This window comes from Cohnella sp. 56, from assembly GCF_037963805.1.
In the GTDB taxonomy this organism is placed as follows: domain Bacteria; phylum Bacillota; class Bacilli; order Paenibacillales; family Paenibacillaceae; genus Cohnella.
On the sequence record NZ_JAZDQE010000002.1, the window covers coordinates 135,342 to 151,765 of the forward strand.

15 protein-coding genes and 1 other annotated feature are annotated in these 16,424 nt (G+C 63.6%); of the genes, 14 read left to right on the forward strand and 1 reads right to left on the reverse strand.

The genetic code is table 11. The features are described from left to right. Window position 1 precedes the first annotated feature (1 nt). The 12 genes from VQ071_RS03600 to VQ071_RS03655 all read left to right on the forward strand — a co-directional run bounded on the left by VQ071_RS03600 (window position 2) and on the right by VQ071_RS03655 (window position 10,721). Window positions 2-1,243 (forward strand): DUF58 domain-containing protein, encoded by a 1,242-nt coding sequence (locus tag VQ071_RS03600; RefSeq protein WP_340512493.1) that lies wholly within the window; start codon window positions 2-4, stop codon window positions 1,241-1,243. A gap of 2 nt (window positions 1,244-1,245) precedes the next feature. Beyond that, window positions 1,246-3,477 (forward strand): DUF4129 domain-containing transglutaminase family protein, encoded by a 2,232-nt coding sequence (locus tag VQ071_RS03605; protein ID WP_340512910.1) that lies wholly within the window; start codon window positions 1,246-1,248, stop codon window positions 3,475-3,477. Between the two features lie 177 nt (window positions 3,478-3,654). Continuing rightward, window positions 3,655-4,179, forward strand: a complete 525-nt coding sequence (locus VQ071_RS03610; protein WP_340512494.1) for a YqeG family HAD IIIA-type phosphatase — start codon at window positions 3,655-3,657, stop codon at window positions 4,177-4,179. Window positions 4,180-4,211: 32 nt separating this feature from the next. Further along, window positions 4,212-5,309, forward strand: coding sequence for a ribosome biogenesis GTPase YqeH (gene yqeH / locus VQ071_RS03615; protein WP_340512911.1), 1,098 nt, complete (start codon window positions 4,212-4,214; stop codon window positions 5,307-5,309). Between the two features lie 26 nt (window positions 5,310-5,335). After that, window positions 5,336-6,190, forward strand: coding sequence for a shikimate dehydrogenase (locus VQ071_RS03620; RefSeq protein WP_340512495.1), 855 nt, complete (start codon window positions 5,336-5,338; stop codon window positions 6,188-6,190). Between the two features lie 33 nt (window positions 6,191-6,223). Continuing rightward, entirely contained in the window at window positions 6,224-6,514 is a 291-nt protein-coding gene (yhbY, locus tag VQ071_RS03625) for a ribosome assembly RNA-binding protein YhbY (RefSeq protein ID WP_340512496.1), read from the forward strand. Window positions 6,515-6,529: 15 nt separating this feature from the next. Beyond that, the gene (gene nadD / locus VQ071_RS03630) at window positions 6,530-7,141 is read left to right on the forward strand and encodes a nicotinate-nucleotide adenylyltransferase (protein ID WP_340512497.1); all 612 of its coding nucleotides are present in this window, start codon (window positions 6,530-6,532) and stop codon (window positions 7,139-7,141) included. Then, complete coding sequence (yqeK, locus tag VQ071_RS03635; protein ID WP_340512498.1) at window positions 7,119-7,706, forward strand: bis(5'-nucleosyl)-tetraphosphatase (symmetrical) YqeK; 588 nt, start codon at window positions 7,119-7,121, stop codon at window positions 7,704-7,706. Before nadD ends, yqeK begins: the two co-directional genes overlap by 23 nt. Window positions 7,707-7,721: 15 nt before the next feature. Continuing rightward, window positions 7,722-8,063: a ribosome silencing factor gene (gene rsfS, locus VQ071_RS03640; protein WP_340512499.1), complete on the forward strand. Its 342-nt coding sequence runs from the start codon at window positions 7,722-7,724 to the stop codon at window positions 8,061-8,063. After that, window positions 8,060-9,025 (forward strand): CvfB family protein, encoded by a 966-nt coding sequence (locus VQ071_RS03645; RefSeq protein WP_340512500.1) that lies wholly within the window; start codon window positions 8,060-8,062, stop codon window positions 9,023-9,025. The genes rsfS and VQ071_RS03645 overlap by 4 nt, the downstream gene beginning before the upstream one ends. 95 nt (window positions 9,026-9,120) lie before the next feature. Beyond that, window positions 9,121-9,909, forward strand: a complete 789-nt coding sequence (locus VQ071_RS03650) for a class I SAM-dependent DNA methyltransferase (RefSeq protein ID WP_340512501.1) — start codon at window positions 9,121-9,123, stop codon at window positions 9,907-9,909. After that, window positions 9,834-10,721: a hypothetical protein gene (locus VQ071_RS03655; protein ID WP_340512502.1), complete on the forward strand. Its 888-nt coding sequence runs from the start codon at window positions 9,834-9,836 to the stop codon at window positions 10,719-10,721. Before VQ071_RS03650 ends, VQ071_RS03655 begins: the two co-directional genes overlap by 76 nt. On the opposite strand, the gene VQ071_RS03660 is transcribed toward VQ071_RS03655, so the two are convergent. Further along, window positions 10,645-12,861 carry an MMPL family transporter gene (locus tag VQ071_RS03660; protein ID WP_340512503.1) on the reverse strand — a complete coding sequence of 739 codons (2,217 nt, stop codon included), beginning with the start codon at window positions 12,859-12,861 and terminating at the stop codon, window positions 10,645-10,647. The two genes, VQ071_RS03655 and VQ071_RS03660, sit on opposite strands and share 77 nt — an antisense overlap. A 118-nt stretch (window positions 12,862-12,979) precedes the next feature. Between VQ071_RS03660 and VQ071_RS03665 the strand changes: the two genes are divergently transcribed. Continuing rightward, entirely contained in the window at window positions 12,980-13,594 is a 615-nt protein-coding gene (locus tag VQ071_RS03665; protein ID WP_340512504.1) for a TetR/AcrR family transcriptional regulator, read from the forward strand. A 33-nt stretch (window positions 13,595-13,627) separates the two neighbouring features. Then, window positions 13,628-13,874: a binding site (T-box leader), on the forward strand. Window positions 13,875-13,944: 70 nt separating this feature from the next. After that, the gene (gene leuS / locus VQ071_RS03670) at window positions 13,945-16,383 is read left to right on the forward strand and encodes a leucine--tRNA ligase (RefSeq protein ID WP_340512505.1); all 2,439 of its coding nucleotides are present in this window, start codon (window positions 13,945-13,947) and stop codon (window positions 16,381-16,383) included. The last annotated feature ends 41 nt before the right edge of the window (window positions 16,384-16,424 follow it).

The window sequence follows — 16,424 nt, forward strand, 5'->3', positions numbered from 1 at the left end:
CATGAAGCGCCTGCCGGAAATCCGCTTCGGCTGGTTTTGCGCCTTTCTGTATGCCGTCATTTTATCGTTCGTCGTATTCCAGGGCGGCAAAACTTCATTGATGCTGTTCGTCATCGTCAACGGACTCGGCCTGTACCTGCTGCTCGGGCGCTGGAGCGGCATCGGCGGGATTCGGGGCACGCGTACGCTGGTCGCATCCTCGGGCCAGGACGACCTGCATGCGGCGGGCTCCCGGCTGCGGGTCCGGCTGCAGATGCAGGTGCCGGGCTTCTGGCCGCTCCCCTACGTGATCGTCCGCGAGCGGCTGATCCGCGTCGGCGGGTCCGATCTGCAGGAGTACGAGCTGTCGTTCGTGCCGGACTACAGGCGCCGCGGACTGGTCGATTACGAATCCGCGCCCTTGCGGCGGGGCCGCTACAAGTTTCTGGATACGCAATGTTCGACCCGGGATATATTCGGCTTGTTCGAGCATCGGGGCACCTTCAGCGAAGAGCGTCAGATCAAGGTGCTCCCGCGCACGATCGAGCTTCACGAGTGGCGCCATCTGCGCAAGGCGCGGGCCGGACAGATCGAGCAGCGCGCCAGCTCGCTGTGGGCGCGGGAGACGACCCAAATCGACGGCGTCAGGGATTATATCCACGGCGACCGGATGTCCCGCATCCACTGGAATGCGACCGCGCGCACGGGTCAATGGAAGTCCAAGGAATACGAGCGCGAGGCGCTGCCGCGCTTCGTGATCGTGCTTGACCGCCGGGCGGGCGCTTACAAGAGCCCCGACGCGTTTGAACTGGCCGTGTCCACGGCCGCTTCGCTGCTGAACCTGGCGCTGCGCAGAGGCATGCCCGTCGGCTTCGTATCCGCGGGCGCGCAGACGGGCTGGTTCGGCGCCGGCAGGATGCCGGTGAACCGCGAGCAGCTCATGGAGCATCTGATCGACGTAGAGGCCGACGGCAGCGAGCCGCTGGACCATGTGCTCCGCCGAACGTCGGAGCGATTCGAAGCCGGCGCGTGCTTCGTGCTCGTCAGTCCGTCGATGGAGGACGAGACGCTGTTCGCGCTTGAGGGCTTGGCGGCGAAGCGCACCGGTCCCTGCCATATTCATATCGCAGAGCGGGCGCAGCCTGCCGAGCCGCCCGAGCGGCTGGCCCAATGGGCCAAGATGTTCCGCAGCCGGCAGTGGGAGCTCTGCACCATCATGCGCCTGGAAGATCTGCCCACGGCATTGGAGGCGGGTACAGCTTGAATATGATGGTTGCCGGCGCAGGCCGGAGGACGGAGACAAAGTATTGGCGCAGGCTCGTGCTGGAGCGCCTTCACCGGCTGTTCGTCATCGTGATCGTGCTTCAGTTGATTCAGGTGTTCAAGCAATACTGGTGGGAAGAGACCTATGCCGTCGTATACGCCTCGGTCGCCGCTCTCGCCGTGATCGATCTGCTCGTCAGCCGCGCTTTTTTCATGCGGCTCGCGCTGCAGCTGGCCGTCGCGATCGCCGCCGTCATGCTGCTGACGCCATTCGAGTGGATGGCCTGGCCCGACGGACTCAGAGGCTGGGCGGCGCTTCGGACGTTCGCCGAGGGGAACGTTCGGCAGCTCCATCCTTACTTCGAGATTGCGGCAGGCGTCATGCTTCTCATTCACTACATGGCTTCTCTCGGGCTCAACAAAATCCGGGCGATCGGCTTCATATTGATGTCGGTCGCGACCATGGCCATTATCGATTCCTTTTTCCCGCTGGAGCTCTGGCAAAATATCGCTTGGGTCGTCGTAGCCGGTCTCGGCTGGCTGGTCGTCCTTCATCTTAGACAGCTCAAGGAGCGGCACTTCGATAGCTGGTCGGCGCTGGCCGAGCGTCCGTTCGATCTGGCGGTGCCGGCGGTCATCGTTATCGGCTTGCTCATGCTGGCCGGCATTGCGGTGCCGCGGGCACCCGTATTGCTGACAGACCCGTATACGCTGTGGATGCAGGCGCAGAACAGGGAGGTGCCTGCATTCTCGGGAGAAGGCGGGTACGTGAGCGACGGCTCGGGCTCGGGCAGATCGTCCAAGTCCGGATACGGACGCAGCGATACGAAGATCGGCGGCGGCTTCGAGTTCGATTATTCGCCCGTCATGACCGTGGATACGAATCAGAAAGCGTATTGGCGCGGCGAGACGAAGGCGGAGTATACAGGGCAAGGGTGGGCGGACCGCAAAGACATGGAGACGACGCCGGCCGCACCGGGAACGCGGGACCTGCCGGCCGACAAGCTGACCGACGGGGATGTCGAGACCAAGCGCGTCACACAGACATTCACGATCCTGCGCAAGGATCGTCTGCCCGTACTGTTCGGCGCGGGGCATATCAACAATCTGACGGCATGGGACGGCGTGAGCGGCAGCGCCAAGCTGACGTGGAACAAGGAAGAGCAGGAGCTGAAGTTCCAGCGTGCCGCCGCGGTCGAGTCCTATACGGTCGAATCGGATATGCTCGTCATCGACGAGAACAAGCTGCGGTCGGCCAAGTCGCACGGCGCGCAGGCGCCGTTCGATCTGGCGCCCTACGAACAGCTGCCCGCCATCCCGGACCGCGTGTCGGAGCTGGCTGCCGGCATCGCGGCGGCGGCTGCGAACGATTACGACAAAGCAAAGGCGCTGGAGAGCTACCTCAGGCTCAACTATCCGTACACGAATACGCCGGACGTGAGCCTGCAGAAAAGCAAGGATATCGCGGATGCATTTCTGTTCGAGATCAAGGAAGGCTATTGCGATTATTATTCCACCGCATTCGTCGTCATGGCGAGGGCTGTCGGCCTGCCGACACGCTGGGTCAAGGGATATGCGACAGGCTCCAACAGGCTGGACGAAGAAGGCTACCGGATGGGCGCCGGCTACGTCCCCGATCCGAGCGGCGCGGGTACGTATACCGTGCGGAACGCGGATGCGCATTCCTGGGCGGAGGTGTACTTCGAAGGCGTCGGCTGGGTCCCGTTCGAGCCGACGGCCGGCTTCTCGGTCCCGCAGCCTACAGTACAAGGCACGCAGCCCGATCTGCCGGATCTGCCGATTCCGTCCGGCGCAGCCGCGCCGGACGAGACGGTTGAATCCGGCCATGCCGGCGGCTGGTCCGCGCTCCCATGGGCGATCGCAGGCGTCGCGCTCGTGCTCGCAGGCGTCGGCGCGCTGCTGATCCGGCGTCGCGCATGGACGGCATCGATGTTCCGGCGCGTCCGCTACCGCGGCCTGGCGCCGAATCAGAAGATCGTGCGCGAGATGGAGCGCCTGCTCGCTTTCCTGAGCCGGCGCGGACTCAGACGCAGCGAGCACGATACGCTGCGGGAGGCGTTCCTCGGCTGGAGCAGCCGCTTCTCCTCGCTGCGTCCCGAATTCGAGGGCGTGCTCTACAAGTTCGAATCCGCCAGATACGGCGGTCAAGCCGCGGACGAAGGCGATCTGGCGCAGTTCAGCGCGATGGCGGACAAGATCCGCAAGTCGCTATAGCTTGACCGACGGGGAACGCGCTTTGCGGCGCGTTCCTTTTGTATCGTCCGGGCGGCCTTCTTGGCAGTGCCGCAACGGACGCCTCGCTGCGGATTGCCGCTTGGACGCGATTTTTTTGCAAGGCAGGTACGGGTGTGGTATATTTTGAACAATCCGATAGAGACTGGAGCTTGCTGCATGTTTGAACGCTTGCTGCCTCACCAACTCGTCAATACCGTCTTCGATATAGATTTGGCGTCGCTTGCGGACATGGGCGTGCGCGGCATTATCACCGACCTGGACAACACGCTCGTCAGCGCCGGCACGGCGCTCGCCACGCCCGAGCTGATCGCTTGGCTGGACAAGGTCAAGTCGCTCGGATTCAAGGTCGTCATTTTATCCAACAACAATCTGACCCGGGTGGCGAAGTTCGCGGAGCCGCTCGGCATCCCGTTCATTCCGGCCGCCCGCAAGCCGTTCACCAAGGCGTTCAGGCAGGCGCTTGCGCAGCTGTCGCTCGCGCCCGAGCAGGCCGTCGTCGTCGGCGACCAGATGATGACCGATGTGCTCGGCGGACGCCGGATGGGACTGCACACGATTCTCGTCACCCCGATCGCCAGAGGCGAGGAAGGCTGGGGCACGAGAATGAACCGCCGCATCGAGAAGATCGCGCTTGCAAGGCTGACCAAGCAGGGCCTATGGCCGAATAAGGAGGACAAGTAGCATTGCCGTTACTTGAGAACAACTGGAAGGACATGAAGTGCGCGGGCTGCGGCGTGGCGCTGCAGATCGACGAACCGGCGCGCCCCGGGTACGTGCCGGAGGCGGCGCGCGAGCGGGAGCCGATCATTTGCCAGCGATGCTTCAGAATCAAGCATTACAACGACGCCTCGTCTGTCGCCATCGACCAGGACGATTTTTTGCGTTTGCTCGGCGGCATCGGGTCGACCAGCAGCCTCGTCGTGCATATCGTCGACCTGTTCGACTTCGAGGGCTCGCTGATCTCGGGACTGCAGCGGTTCGTCGGCAACAATCCGGTGCTGCTCGTCGTGAACAAGATCGACCTGCTGCCCAAGGTGACCAACTGGAACCGGCTGCGCAACTGGGTGCAGAAGCAGGCCAAGGCCGGCGGACTCAAGGTCGCCGACGTCGTCCTGTGCAGCGCGCGCCGCAACATCGGCTTCGACAAGGTCGTCGAAGCGATCGGGGCCATGCGCGGCGACCGGGACGTATATGTCGTCGGCGCGACGAACGTCGGCAAGAGCACGCTCGTCAACCGGCTGATCGCGGACTACAGCGATCTCGCCCGGGAGCTGACGGTATCCCGCTATCCAGGCACGACGCTCGACGCCATCCGGATTCCGCTCGACGACGGGCGCAGCATCATCGACATGCCCGGCATCGTCTACAAATCGCGTTTGTCCGAGATCGTTCCGCGCGACACGCTGCAGGCGCTGCTGCCGGACAAGCCGCTCAAGCCGCTCACCTATCAATTTTACGAGAAGCAGACACTGTTTTTCGGCTCGCTGGCCCGCTTCGACTTTATGGCCGGCGAACGCCAGTCCTTTACCGCCTATTTGGCGGCCGGCATTCCCGTGCACCGCACGAAGCAGGAAAAGGCGGACGAGCTGTATGCCAATCATCGCGGCGAGATGCTGTCCCCGCCTTCCGGCGAGGCGCTCGCAGACATGCCGCCGCTCGTGCGGCACAATATCCGCATCCCGCCCGGCGGACCCAAAGACCTGTTCATATCGGGCCTGGGCTGGATCAAAGCGAACGGCATGACGGGCGCAGTGGTGGACATTTACGCGCCGAAGGGCATCAAGGTGCTGCTAAGAGATTGCATCTTGTAATCGGGAATCGGGAGGATGCCGCAAGCATGAACAGTCATACGGTACTCTACGGCGTCATCGGCGATCCGATCCGCCATTCCAGATCGCCGGTCATGCTGGGCAGGGCGTTCCGCGAGAGCGGCGTGAACGGCGCTTACGGCGCCTTTCACGTAGCGCCCGAACGGCTCGGCGACGCGATCCGCGGCATTCGTGCGCTCGGCTTCAGGGGGCTCAACGTGACGATCCCCCACAAGGTCGAGGTGATGGCTTATCTCGACGAGATCGACGAGAGCGCCGGCGCGATCGGCGCGGTCAACACGATCGTGAACGAGGACGGGCGCCTGATCGGCTACAATACGGACGGTATCGGCTATGTCCGGTCGCTCAAGGAAGAGGCCGAACCCGACCTGACCGGCAAGCGCGTGCTTGTCCTCGGCGCGGGCGGGGCTGCGCGCGGCATCGTATGGGCGCTGCAGCGGGAGCATACGGCCGAGATCTGGCTGGCGAACCGGACGGAGCAGCGGGCCGTCGGGCTGGCCGCCGCGCTCCCGTCGGACGGGCGCCTGAAGGTCCTGCCGTGGCATCTGCTCGCCGAAGCCTGCGGCGAAGCGGACATCGTCATCAACACGACATCCGTCGGGATGGCGCCGCATACCGAGGCGATGCCTGCCGACCCGGCCTGGCTGCGGCCGGGCGCGGTGGCGAGCGATCTGATCTACAATCCGCTGAAGACGGCGTTCCTCGGCGCGGCGGAGCAGCGGGGCTGCCGCATTCACGGCGGGCTCGGCATGTTCGTCTACCAAGGGGCATATGCCTTCGAATATTGGACCGGCCTGCCGGCTCCGGCGCGGGCGATGCGCGAAGAAGTGCTCGCCTCGTTCGCCGGGACGGCGGCCGTCTAGAAGCCTATACATTAGAGAGAGCAGGGAACACGCATGCTGACCGGCAAACAAAAACGATTTTTGCGTTCGGAAGCCCATCACCTGACCCCGATCTTCCAGGTCGGCAAAGGCGGCACGAACGACCATCTCATCCGTCACATCGAGGAAGCGCTCGAGGTGCGCGAATTGATCAAGGTATCGATTCTTAATAATAACGACGACGACCGCTACGAGGTCGCGCGCGAGCTGTCCGAGCGCTCCGGCGCCGAGCTTGTGCAGGTCATCGGCAAGACGATCGTGCTGTACAAGGAATCGCGGGACAACAAGCAGATTCAGCTTCCGTAACAGGGGAGGGCGCGCATGAGACGCATCGGGCTGATGGGGGGCACGTTCGACCCCGTGCATATCGGCCATCTGCTGGCCGCGGAGGCGGCGCGCGAGGCGGCGGAGCTGTCCGAGGTGTGGTTCATTCCGACTTCGGTGCCGGTCCACAAGCCGCAGCCTGGCGCCTCCGGCGCGGATCGGCGGGCGCTCGTCGTGGCGGCGATCGCAGACCACGCGGGTTTCCGGCTCGAGGATATCGAGCTCGACAGGCAAGGCGCCTCCTATACGATCGACACGGTCGTCGAGCTCAGGCGGCGCCATCCGGATGACGCCTTCTACTGGATCGTAGGCGCGGACATGCGGGACGACCTCCCGCGCTGGCGGCGGATCGAGGAGCTGGCCGGACTGGTGACGTTTATCGCGCTTGAGCGTCCTGCGGCCGGCGGCCTCGCCGAAGGCGAGAGGCAGCCGCTGCCTGCGTACCTGCAGGGCCGCATATTGGACGCGCATATGCCGCAGATCGGCATCTCGTCGACGGATATCCGGCGGCGGCGCGCCGAAGGCAGAAGCATCCGCTATATGGTGCCCGAAGCGGTGCGGACGGAGATCGAGAGGAAGGGATTGTATGGACCGCGAGCTGTTGATTGAAGCCGTCAAGCGGCAGATGCCGGAGAAACGGTACAGGCATGTAGCCGGGGTCGTCGACACGGCCTATGTGCTGGCGCAGCGGTTCGGGGGCGATCCGGACAAAGCCTGGCTGGCCGCGCTGCTGCACGACTACGCGAAGGCATGGCCGACGGACCGCATGGAGCGGATCATTCGGGAGCAGGGGCTGCCGGCCGAGCTGCTGGACTACGACAAGGAACTGTGGCACGCCCATGTCGGCGCCTGGGCCGTCCGGGAGGAGCTCGGCATCGAGGACGAGGAAGTGCTGGACGCGGTGCGGTACCATACGTCCGGCCGGGAGCGCATGACGCTGCTGGATCGCATCGTGTGCCTGGCGGACTATATGGAGCCGAGTCGCGAGTTCCCCGGCGTAGCGCGTATTCGCGAGCTGGCCGAGCATCGCCTGAACGAGGCGCTTGTCGCAGGATTCGATTCGACGATCGGATTTCTGATCGAGCGCGGCAAGACGATTTTCCCGCTGACGATATTGGCGCGCAACGATCTGGTGCGAGAGATCGCGGCAGCGGGCAAGGCAAGCGAGAGGTAAAGGGAGGCTGAACCAATGGCAGGATCTGATCAATTGTTGAAGCAAGTCGTGGATGCGGCCGACGACAAAAAAGCAAACGACATCGTCGCGCTCAATCTGCAGCATATATCGCTCGTCGCGGATTACTTCGTAATCTGCCACGGCAACTCGGATACGCAGGTCCAATCGATCGCGACCGAGATCAAGAAGCGTGCGGAGGAAGCCGGCGCACGGGTTCGCATCGAAGGGATGGATACGGCGCGCTGGGTGCTCATCGATATGGGCGACGTGGTGGCGCATGTATTCCACCGCGACGAGCGCGAGTACTATTCGCTGGAGCGTCTGTGGTCCGATGCGAAGGCGGTTGAATTCGCATGACGCTGATCGCCGGCACGACGGCTACACTGTTCGTTCGGCGAGAAGTGCCGCCGTACGGCTGGTTTCTGGCCGAGGACGAGGCGGAGGGAACGCAAGAGGTGCTGTTGCCTTACGGCGAAGCTGCGGGAGGCCGTCCGTCGGTCGGCGATTCCGCGGACGCCTTTCTTTTTCACGACGACAAGGGTCGTATTACGGCGACGACCCGCAAGCCGAAGCTTGAGCTTGGTCAGATGGGACGGCTGGAGATGGCAGACTTCCATCCCCGGTTCGGCTGCTTCCTGGAGCTTGGCATCGGCAGACAGCTGCTGCTGCCGATCAAGGAGCTGCCGGACAGCCGCGACCGCTGGCCCCAGCCCGGCGACGAGCTTCACGTCGTCATGAAGCACGACAAGGAAGGTCGTATGCTGGCCCGGCTCGCCAAGATCGAGGATTACGAGCGTATCGTTTTCCGCGCTCCTTCCTCCTGGCATCACGAACAGCGGGATTGCTGGGTGACCGATATTTACAAAGACGGCGTGTTCGTCCTGGCGGACGGTGGCGTGCTCGGCTACGGCGCGCTCGGCTATATGCCGAACGCCTCGATGGCGCGGCCGCTGCGGCTCGGCGAGAAGGTGCACGCCCGGGTGACGCAAGTGCGCGACGACGGCAGGGTGACGCTGTCCATGCGTCCGGCCAAGGAGGTCGGCCGACTCGAGGATTCGGACCGCATCCTCGCCTTCCTGCAGGGAAGACCGGGCGGCGCGATGCCGTATTCGGACGCGACGCCCGCCGACGTCGTCCAGAAGCGCTTCGGCCTGAGCAAGTCCGCCTTCAAGCGGGCGTTGGGCAAGCTCATGAAAGACCGTCTCGTCGTGCAGGACGGCAACTGGACGAGACTGGCCGGTACGCAGACGGACGGTACGCAAACGGACGGTGCAGGGAAGGATGCCGGGCAGCCTTCCGAGGGCGGGGAGCGTTCTTAGAGGGCGAGCGTTAGCAGGTTAACGGCAATTATGACTACGAGGCGGCCTGACTTATCCGACAGTGGGTGAGCAGCGTCGCCGCCAAGGAGACATCAATGCGCAGCTATCGTGAATTCGCCTCGGTGTACGACAGGCTCATGGAGGATATGCCTTATCCGGAATGGCTCAGCTTCGCCAGAGGGTGCTGGGAACGCTACGGCATGCCCGAGACTGTCGTAGACCTGGGCTGCGGGACGGGCAATATCGCCATTCCGCTGGCCAAGTCCGGATTCCGCATCTTCGGCATCGATCTGTCGGCGGACATGCTGTCCGTCGCCCGTGCCAAGTGGGAGTCGGTGCCGCGGCGCGGCGTCACGCGCGCCACGGGCAGCGAAGAGGGCAGCATCCGCTGGCTCCAGCAGGATATGCGAGATTGGGAGATTCCCGAGCCGATCGATTGCGTCCTGTCGTTCTGCGACAGCTTGAACTACCTGACGGAGCCCGAAGATGTGACCGCCGCGTTCAAGCATACATACGCGGGGCTTCGGCCCGGCGGCCTGTTCGTGTTCGACGTGCACGCGCCCTCGCAGCTCGCTCGCTACGGGGAGGAGCAGCCGTTTGTGCTGGACGACAAGGACATTGCCTATCTATGGACTTGCGATTATGATGCCGAGCGTCGCGAGGTGGAGCACGAGCTGACCTTTTTCGTGCGGGAGGATGGCGGCTCGGGCTTGTACCGGCGCTTCGAGGAGGGCCATGTGCAGCGCGCTTACGAGCCCGACTGGCTGGCGGATCAGCTATCCGAGGCCGGCTTCGAGCTGCTGGATCGATGCGCCGACTTTTCCTGGCACGCGCCGACGGCGGCCAGCGAGCGGCTGTTCTTCGTCGCGCGGCGTCCCGCGTAGCCATCGCCTCTCGTAGTGCAGGCGATGCGCCCTTCGGCGCGTCCGAGCGCATCATCGCCTCTCGTAGTGAAGGCGATGCGCCTGTCGGCGCGTCCCGCGTAGCCATCGCCTCTCGTAGTGAAGGCGATGCGCCTGTCGGCGCGTCCGAGCGCATCATCGCCTCTCGTAGTGCAGGCGATGCACTCGTCGGCGCGTCCGGGCGCATCATCGCCTCTCGTAGTGAAGGCGATGCGCCTGTCGGCGCGTCCGAGCGCATCATCGCCTCTCGTAGTGCAGGCGATGCGCCTGTCGGCGCATCCGAGCGCATCATCGCCTCTCGTAGTACAGGCGATGCGCCCGTCGGCGCGTCCGAGCGCATCATCGCCTCTCGTAGTACAGGCGATGCGCCCATCGGCGCGTCCGAGCGCATCATCGCCTCTCGTAGTGCAGGCGATGCGCCCATCGGCGCGTCCGAGCGCATCATCGCCTCTCGTAGTGAAGGCGATGCGCCTGTCGGCGTGTCCCGCGTAGCCATCGCCTCTCGTAGTGCAGGCGATGCGCCCATCGGCGCGTCCGAGCGCATCATCGCCTCTCGTAGTGCAGGCGATGCGCCTGTCGGCGCGTCCGAGCGCATCATCGCCTCTTGTAGTGCAGGCGATGCGCCTGCGAACTCACCCGAGCGCATCATCGCCCCACGCACAGAAAAGAGCGGTCGCCCGAATCATGATGACTCGGGCGACCGCTCTTTTGCTTGTTTCAGCCTTTCGCTTTCGCTTTTTCCGCCAGATGCCGCCGTCCCGGCCAGAACGACCAATCGCCCAGCAGCGCCGTGATGGCCGGCACGAGGAACGGCCGCACGAGAAACGTATCCAGCAGTACGCCGATCGCGGTGATGACGCCGAATTGGACGAGCACCTGAATCGGCAGCGTCGCCAGCACGGCGAATGTGCCGGCCAGGATGAGCCCCGCCGACGCGATGACGCCGCCCGTCTCGCCCACGCCCTCGCGGATTGCCTCGCGCAGCGGCATTTCCTTGCGTTTGCGCCAGATGCTCGAGATCATGAAGATATTGTAGTCCTCCCCGAGCGCCACGAGGAAGACGAACGAATACAGCGGGATCGCTCCCTGTATCGCATCCGCGCCGAATAGATAATGAATGACCAGCCAGCCGAGTCCGAGCGCCGAGAAATACGACAGAATGACGGTTCCGACGAGATAGACCATAGCGGTGATGGAGCGCAAGTAGACGAGGAGCAGCAGCGCGATCAGACAGATGACGACAGGCAGGATCAGCCGCGTATCCCGCTCGCCCGTCCGCTTCGTATCGTATTGTTCGGCAGTCTGGCCGGAGATCCACACGTGGTCGGCTGCCTGCGCGTCGCCCGCTGCTGCGAGCGCCTTGCCGGCGGCTTCGCGCAGGTCGGGAATATGGCCGAGCGCCTCCAGAGAGTACGGATTGACGGCCAGCTCTACATCGTACGCGACGATATGCGGATCGCGCTGTCCGGCGGCAGGCTCGGAGACGCGACTGACGTACGGCAGCGCGGACAGCTCGGCGCCAAGCTGCGTATCGCGGCCGCCCGTATCGACGATGACCTTGACCGGCGCGAGCTCTCCCTCGGAAAATTGAGAGCCGATCAGCGCATAGCCTTCGCGCGACTCCATACTGGACGGAAACGAAGAGAGGATGTCGTACGTGAACTTGATCTGGCTCGACACGCCCGCCAGCATCGCGAGGCAAACGATCGAAGCGACGGCGATCCAGCCCGGCCGCTTCACGACAAGACTGCCTGTACGATAGCGGGGAGGCGCCTCGGGGCGGGGAGGCTGCTTGCCGCGCTTTGCTGCCCGAGCTTCGCGCATATGCTGCGTGCGCGGCACGAACGGCCAGAAGGAGGCGCGTCCGATGATGGACAGCAGCGCGGGCACGAGGGTCAGGCTGGCGACGCTCATGATCAGGATCGCGATGCTGAACGGCGCGGCGAATCGCTTGTATGCGCCGTATTCCGCGAGCAGCAGCGTGAGCAGGGCGATGACGACGGTGATGCCGCTCATCGCGACCGCACCCGAGGCGTCCGTCAGCGCAGTGCGCAGCGCTTTGCTTTTATCGGGCTCGTGCTTCAGCAGCTGCCGGAACCGCGAGATCAGGAACAGGCAGTAATCCGTCCCCGCTCCGAACAGCAGCACCGTCATGATGGAGATGCCCTGCGAATCGACAGTGATCCAGCCCTCGCGGGCCATCCAGCCTAGCAGCGGGCTGATGACGCCGTAGGCGAAGCCGACGCCGACGAGCGGGATGAGAGCGAGGATCGGCGAACGGTAGATGAGGAGCAGCAGGACGAGCACGAGCAACACGGTGCCCATCAGCAGCGCGAAGTCGGCGTTCTCGAACAGGCCAGTCGCGTCGATCTGGATGCCGACAGGCCCGGTGACGCGTGCGCTGAGCGTTCCTTCCTTTTCCGTATCCGCTTCGAACGGATCGGCGTTCAGCAGTGCGCCGGCCTGTGACTTGAGCGCTGTGACACCTGTCTTCAACTGATCCGTATCCGCATTTTTGTCGAAAAAAACGGGCGTCACGAGTGTGCTGCCGTCCTCGGACAGCTCGGCCTTGAGCGCTGCCGCGGGCATCCGGTGGAACGGGGGGATCGACGTCTGATAAGGTACCGGCGCGTCAGACCACTTGCCGGCCAGTTCGCGGATGACTGCAAGGTCTTCGTCCGTGAGACCGCCGGGCTTGTGCCAGACGATCAGCGCGGGGATGTCCGCGCCGTTGCCGAACTCCCGCTCCGCGACGGCTTCGGCCTGAACGGATGGCCGGCTGTCCGACAGATTGGGCGCGTTGTTCGTCTCGTGCTTGCCGACCTGCGGCAGCAGCATGCTGAGCAGCATGGCTGCGACGATCCATGCCGCCAGCGTCACCCATCGGCCGACAGGTCCTGTTATGCCTTTCCCATACCCGCGATGCTCCCTCACGATTGTTCCCTCCAGTGATTCGATTACGTTATAATAATAGGTATTGCAACAGCTCCTATTAATTATATATACCGGAAGGTTAATAATGCAACAATTACGAAGGGAAGGCATCGGCACAGTGAAACGACAACAGACAGGCCGCACTCCCGGTCGGCCCAAAGGAAACACGGACAGCCGCTCGGTGCTGCTGAACGCAGCCTCGGCGCTATTTATGGCATACGGCTACGAACCTGTCTCCCTCAATCAAATCGCAGAAAAAGCCGGCGTCACAAAGGCGTCCATATACTATTATTTTAACGGCAAGTCGGATCTCTTCACGGCCTCCGTGACCGAGATGATGGGGCGCATCGCCATGTACACGCGCCAGCTGCTCGCACAGGGCGGCACGCTGCGCGAACGACTGGTCAAGGTGGCCGAAGCCAAAATCGCGGTCAACCATGTCGAATTCGAGACGATGATGCGGGAAGCGATCCATTCGCTGTCCGAGGCGCAGCGCCTTCAGATTCGGGAAGCCGAACACGACATCCACCGGGTGCTTGCCGAATACTTCGCCGTCGCCGCTGAGGCGGGGGAGATGCGGAGCGGAGAAGATCCGCTGCTGCTGGCGCACGCCTTTTCCTCGCTGCTCATGGTCGGCGGCCGGGATACGTCCCTGGCGCCGGACGCACAGCAGAGCGGCTTGGCGGAGCGTATCGTGAATCTGTTCTGGCGGGGCGCGGGACCGCACGCTTGACATGAATTGACGAGAACCGCTATAATCGAGGCATTAACGGCTATGAAGAGGAACAGTAATCGCGCAGCGTCACCCAGAGAACCGGCGGTAGGTGCAAGCCGGCTGGCGCCAGCGACGAACTCGCCTTGGAGCCCCGCGCACAATCCTTGACCGGTTCCGGATTGGGATCTCAGGCAAGCGCGGCGTATCCCTCCGCGTTAAGGAGGAAGAGTGGACGTCATGCCCAAGCAGGGCTGCGTCAACTAGGGTGGTACCGCGAGTTTAACCTCTCGTCCCTAGCGTGTTTTCGCTGGGGCGGGAGGTTTTTTGGTTTTTAATCGAGCAGTCAGACGGAAGGGGCAGCATCATCCATGGCACAAGACAACCAACAACCCGGCTACAAGCCGCAAGCGATCGAGCCCAAGTGGCAGCGCTACTGGGACGAGAACAAGACGTTCCGCACGACGGAGGACGCAGGCAAGGAGAAGTTCTACGCGCTCGACATGTTCCCGTATCCGTCTGGCGCGGGTCTGCACGTAGGACATCCCGAAGGATACACGGCGACCGATATCGTCAGCCGGTACAAGCGGATGCGCGGCTACAACGTGCTGCATCCGATGGGCTGGGACGCCTTCGGCCTGCCGGCCGAACAATACGCATTGCAGACTGGCCGCCATCCGCGCGAGATCACGGTGGAGAATATCGACAACTTCCGCCGCCAGATCAAGTCGCTGGGCTTCTCCTACGACTGGGAACGCGAATTCAGCACGACTGATCCTGATTACTACAAGTGGACCCAGTGGATATTTATCCAGCTTTACAAAAAGGGACTTGCCTACGTTGCCGAAGTGCCCGTCAACTGGTGTCCGGCGCTGGGCACGGTGCTGGCGAACGAAGAGGTCATCAACGGCCTGAGCGAGCGCGGCAATCATCCCGTCATCCGCAAGCCGATGCGCCAGTGGATGCTCAAGATTACCGAGTACGCGGAGCGCCTGCTCGAGGATCTCGAGGAGCTGGACTGGTCGGAGAGCATCAAGGACATGCAGCGCAACTGGATCGGCAAGTCGACCGGCGCCGAGGTGACGTTCGACATCGACGGCCATCCGGGGGCGGCGCTGACTGTGTTCACGACCCGGCCGGATACGCTGTTCGGCGCGACGTATTGCGTGCTCGCTCCCGAGCACGAGCTGGTGTCCGTCATCGCGACCGCCGCGCAGCAGGCCGATGTAGAAGCCTATGTCGAGCAGGCGGCGCGCAAGAGCGATCTCGAGCGGACCGACTTGGCCAAGGACAAGACGGGCGTCTTCACCGGCGCGCATGCCGTCAACCCGGTGAACGGGCAGCTCGTGCCGATCTGGATCGCCGACTACGTGCTGGGCGGCTACGGCACCGGCGCGATTATGGCCGTTCCGGGACATGACGAGCGGGATTGGGAATTTGCCAAAAAGTTCGGCCTGCCGATCGTCGAAGTCGTCAGCGGCGGCAACGTCGACGAAGCGGCGCATACGGGCGAGGGCGAGCATGTGAACTCGGGTTTCCTGAACGGCCTGTCCACGCCGGACGCGATCGCGAAGGCGATCTCCTGGCTGGAGGAGCAGGGCAAGGGCCGCGGCAAGGTGACGTACCGCCTGCGCGACTGGCTGTTCAGCCGCCAGCGCTATTGGGGCGAGCCGATCCCGGTGCTGCACTTCGAGGACGGCAGCATGGAGACGGTGCCCGAGGACCAGCTGCCGCTCTTGCTGCCCGATGTCGAATCGATCACGCCTTCGGGCACGGGCGAGTCGCCGCTGGCGACCGTGGACGAATGGGTGAACGTGACGCTGCCTGACGGCAGGCGCGCCCGCCGCGAGACGAACACGATGCCGCAATGGGCGGGCAGCTGCTGGTATTACCTGCGGTTCATCGATCCCAAGAACGCGGACGCGATCTGCGATCCGGCCAAGCAGCGCGAATGGCTGCCGGTCGACCTGTACATCGGCGGCGCGGAGCATGCCGTGCTTCATCTGCTGTATGCGCGCTTCTGGCACAAGGTGCTGTACGATCTGGGCGTCGTCGCGACGAAGGAGCCGTTCCACAAGCTCGTCAACCAGGGCATGATCCTCGGCACCAACGGCGAGAAGATGTCCAAGTCGCGCGGCAACGTCATCAACCCCGACGACATCGTCGGCGAGTTCGGCGCCGATACGCTGCGCGTGTACGAGATGTTCATGGGGCCGCTCGAGGCGACCAAGCCTTGGAATACGAACGGTGTCGAAGGCATCTACCGCTTCCTCGGACGCGTGTGGCGCCTGTTCGTCGGGGAGAACGGCGAGCTGAGCGAGAAGATCAAGGATGTCGCGGGCGAGGAGACGTTCCGCAAGACGTGGCACCGCTCGGTCAAGAAGATTACCGAGGACTACGAAGCGCTGCGCTTCAATACGGCGATCAGCCAGCTCATGATTTTCGTGAACGAGGCGTACAAGGCGGAGGAGCTGCCGAAGAAGGCGCTTGAGCATTTCGTGCAGATGCTGTCCCCGATTGCCCCGCACATCGCCGAAGAGCTGTGGGAGCGGATCGGTCACGCGGAGAGCGTCACCTATGCGGCGTGGCCGTCGTACGATCCGGCGTTGACGGTGGACGCCGAGGTCGAGATCGCCGTCCAGGTCAACGGCAAGATCGTGGACCGCGTGTTCGTCGCGGCAGATCTCGAGGGAGAGGCGCTGCAGGATGCGGCGCTCGCGCTCGACAAGGTCAAGGCCGTCACGGACGGCAAGACGGTGCGCAAGATTATTGCGGTCAAGGGCAAGCTCGTCAACATCGTAGCGAACTGACTTCACGAGAAGGGCGGCCCGCAATATCGGGGCCGCCCTCT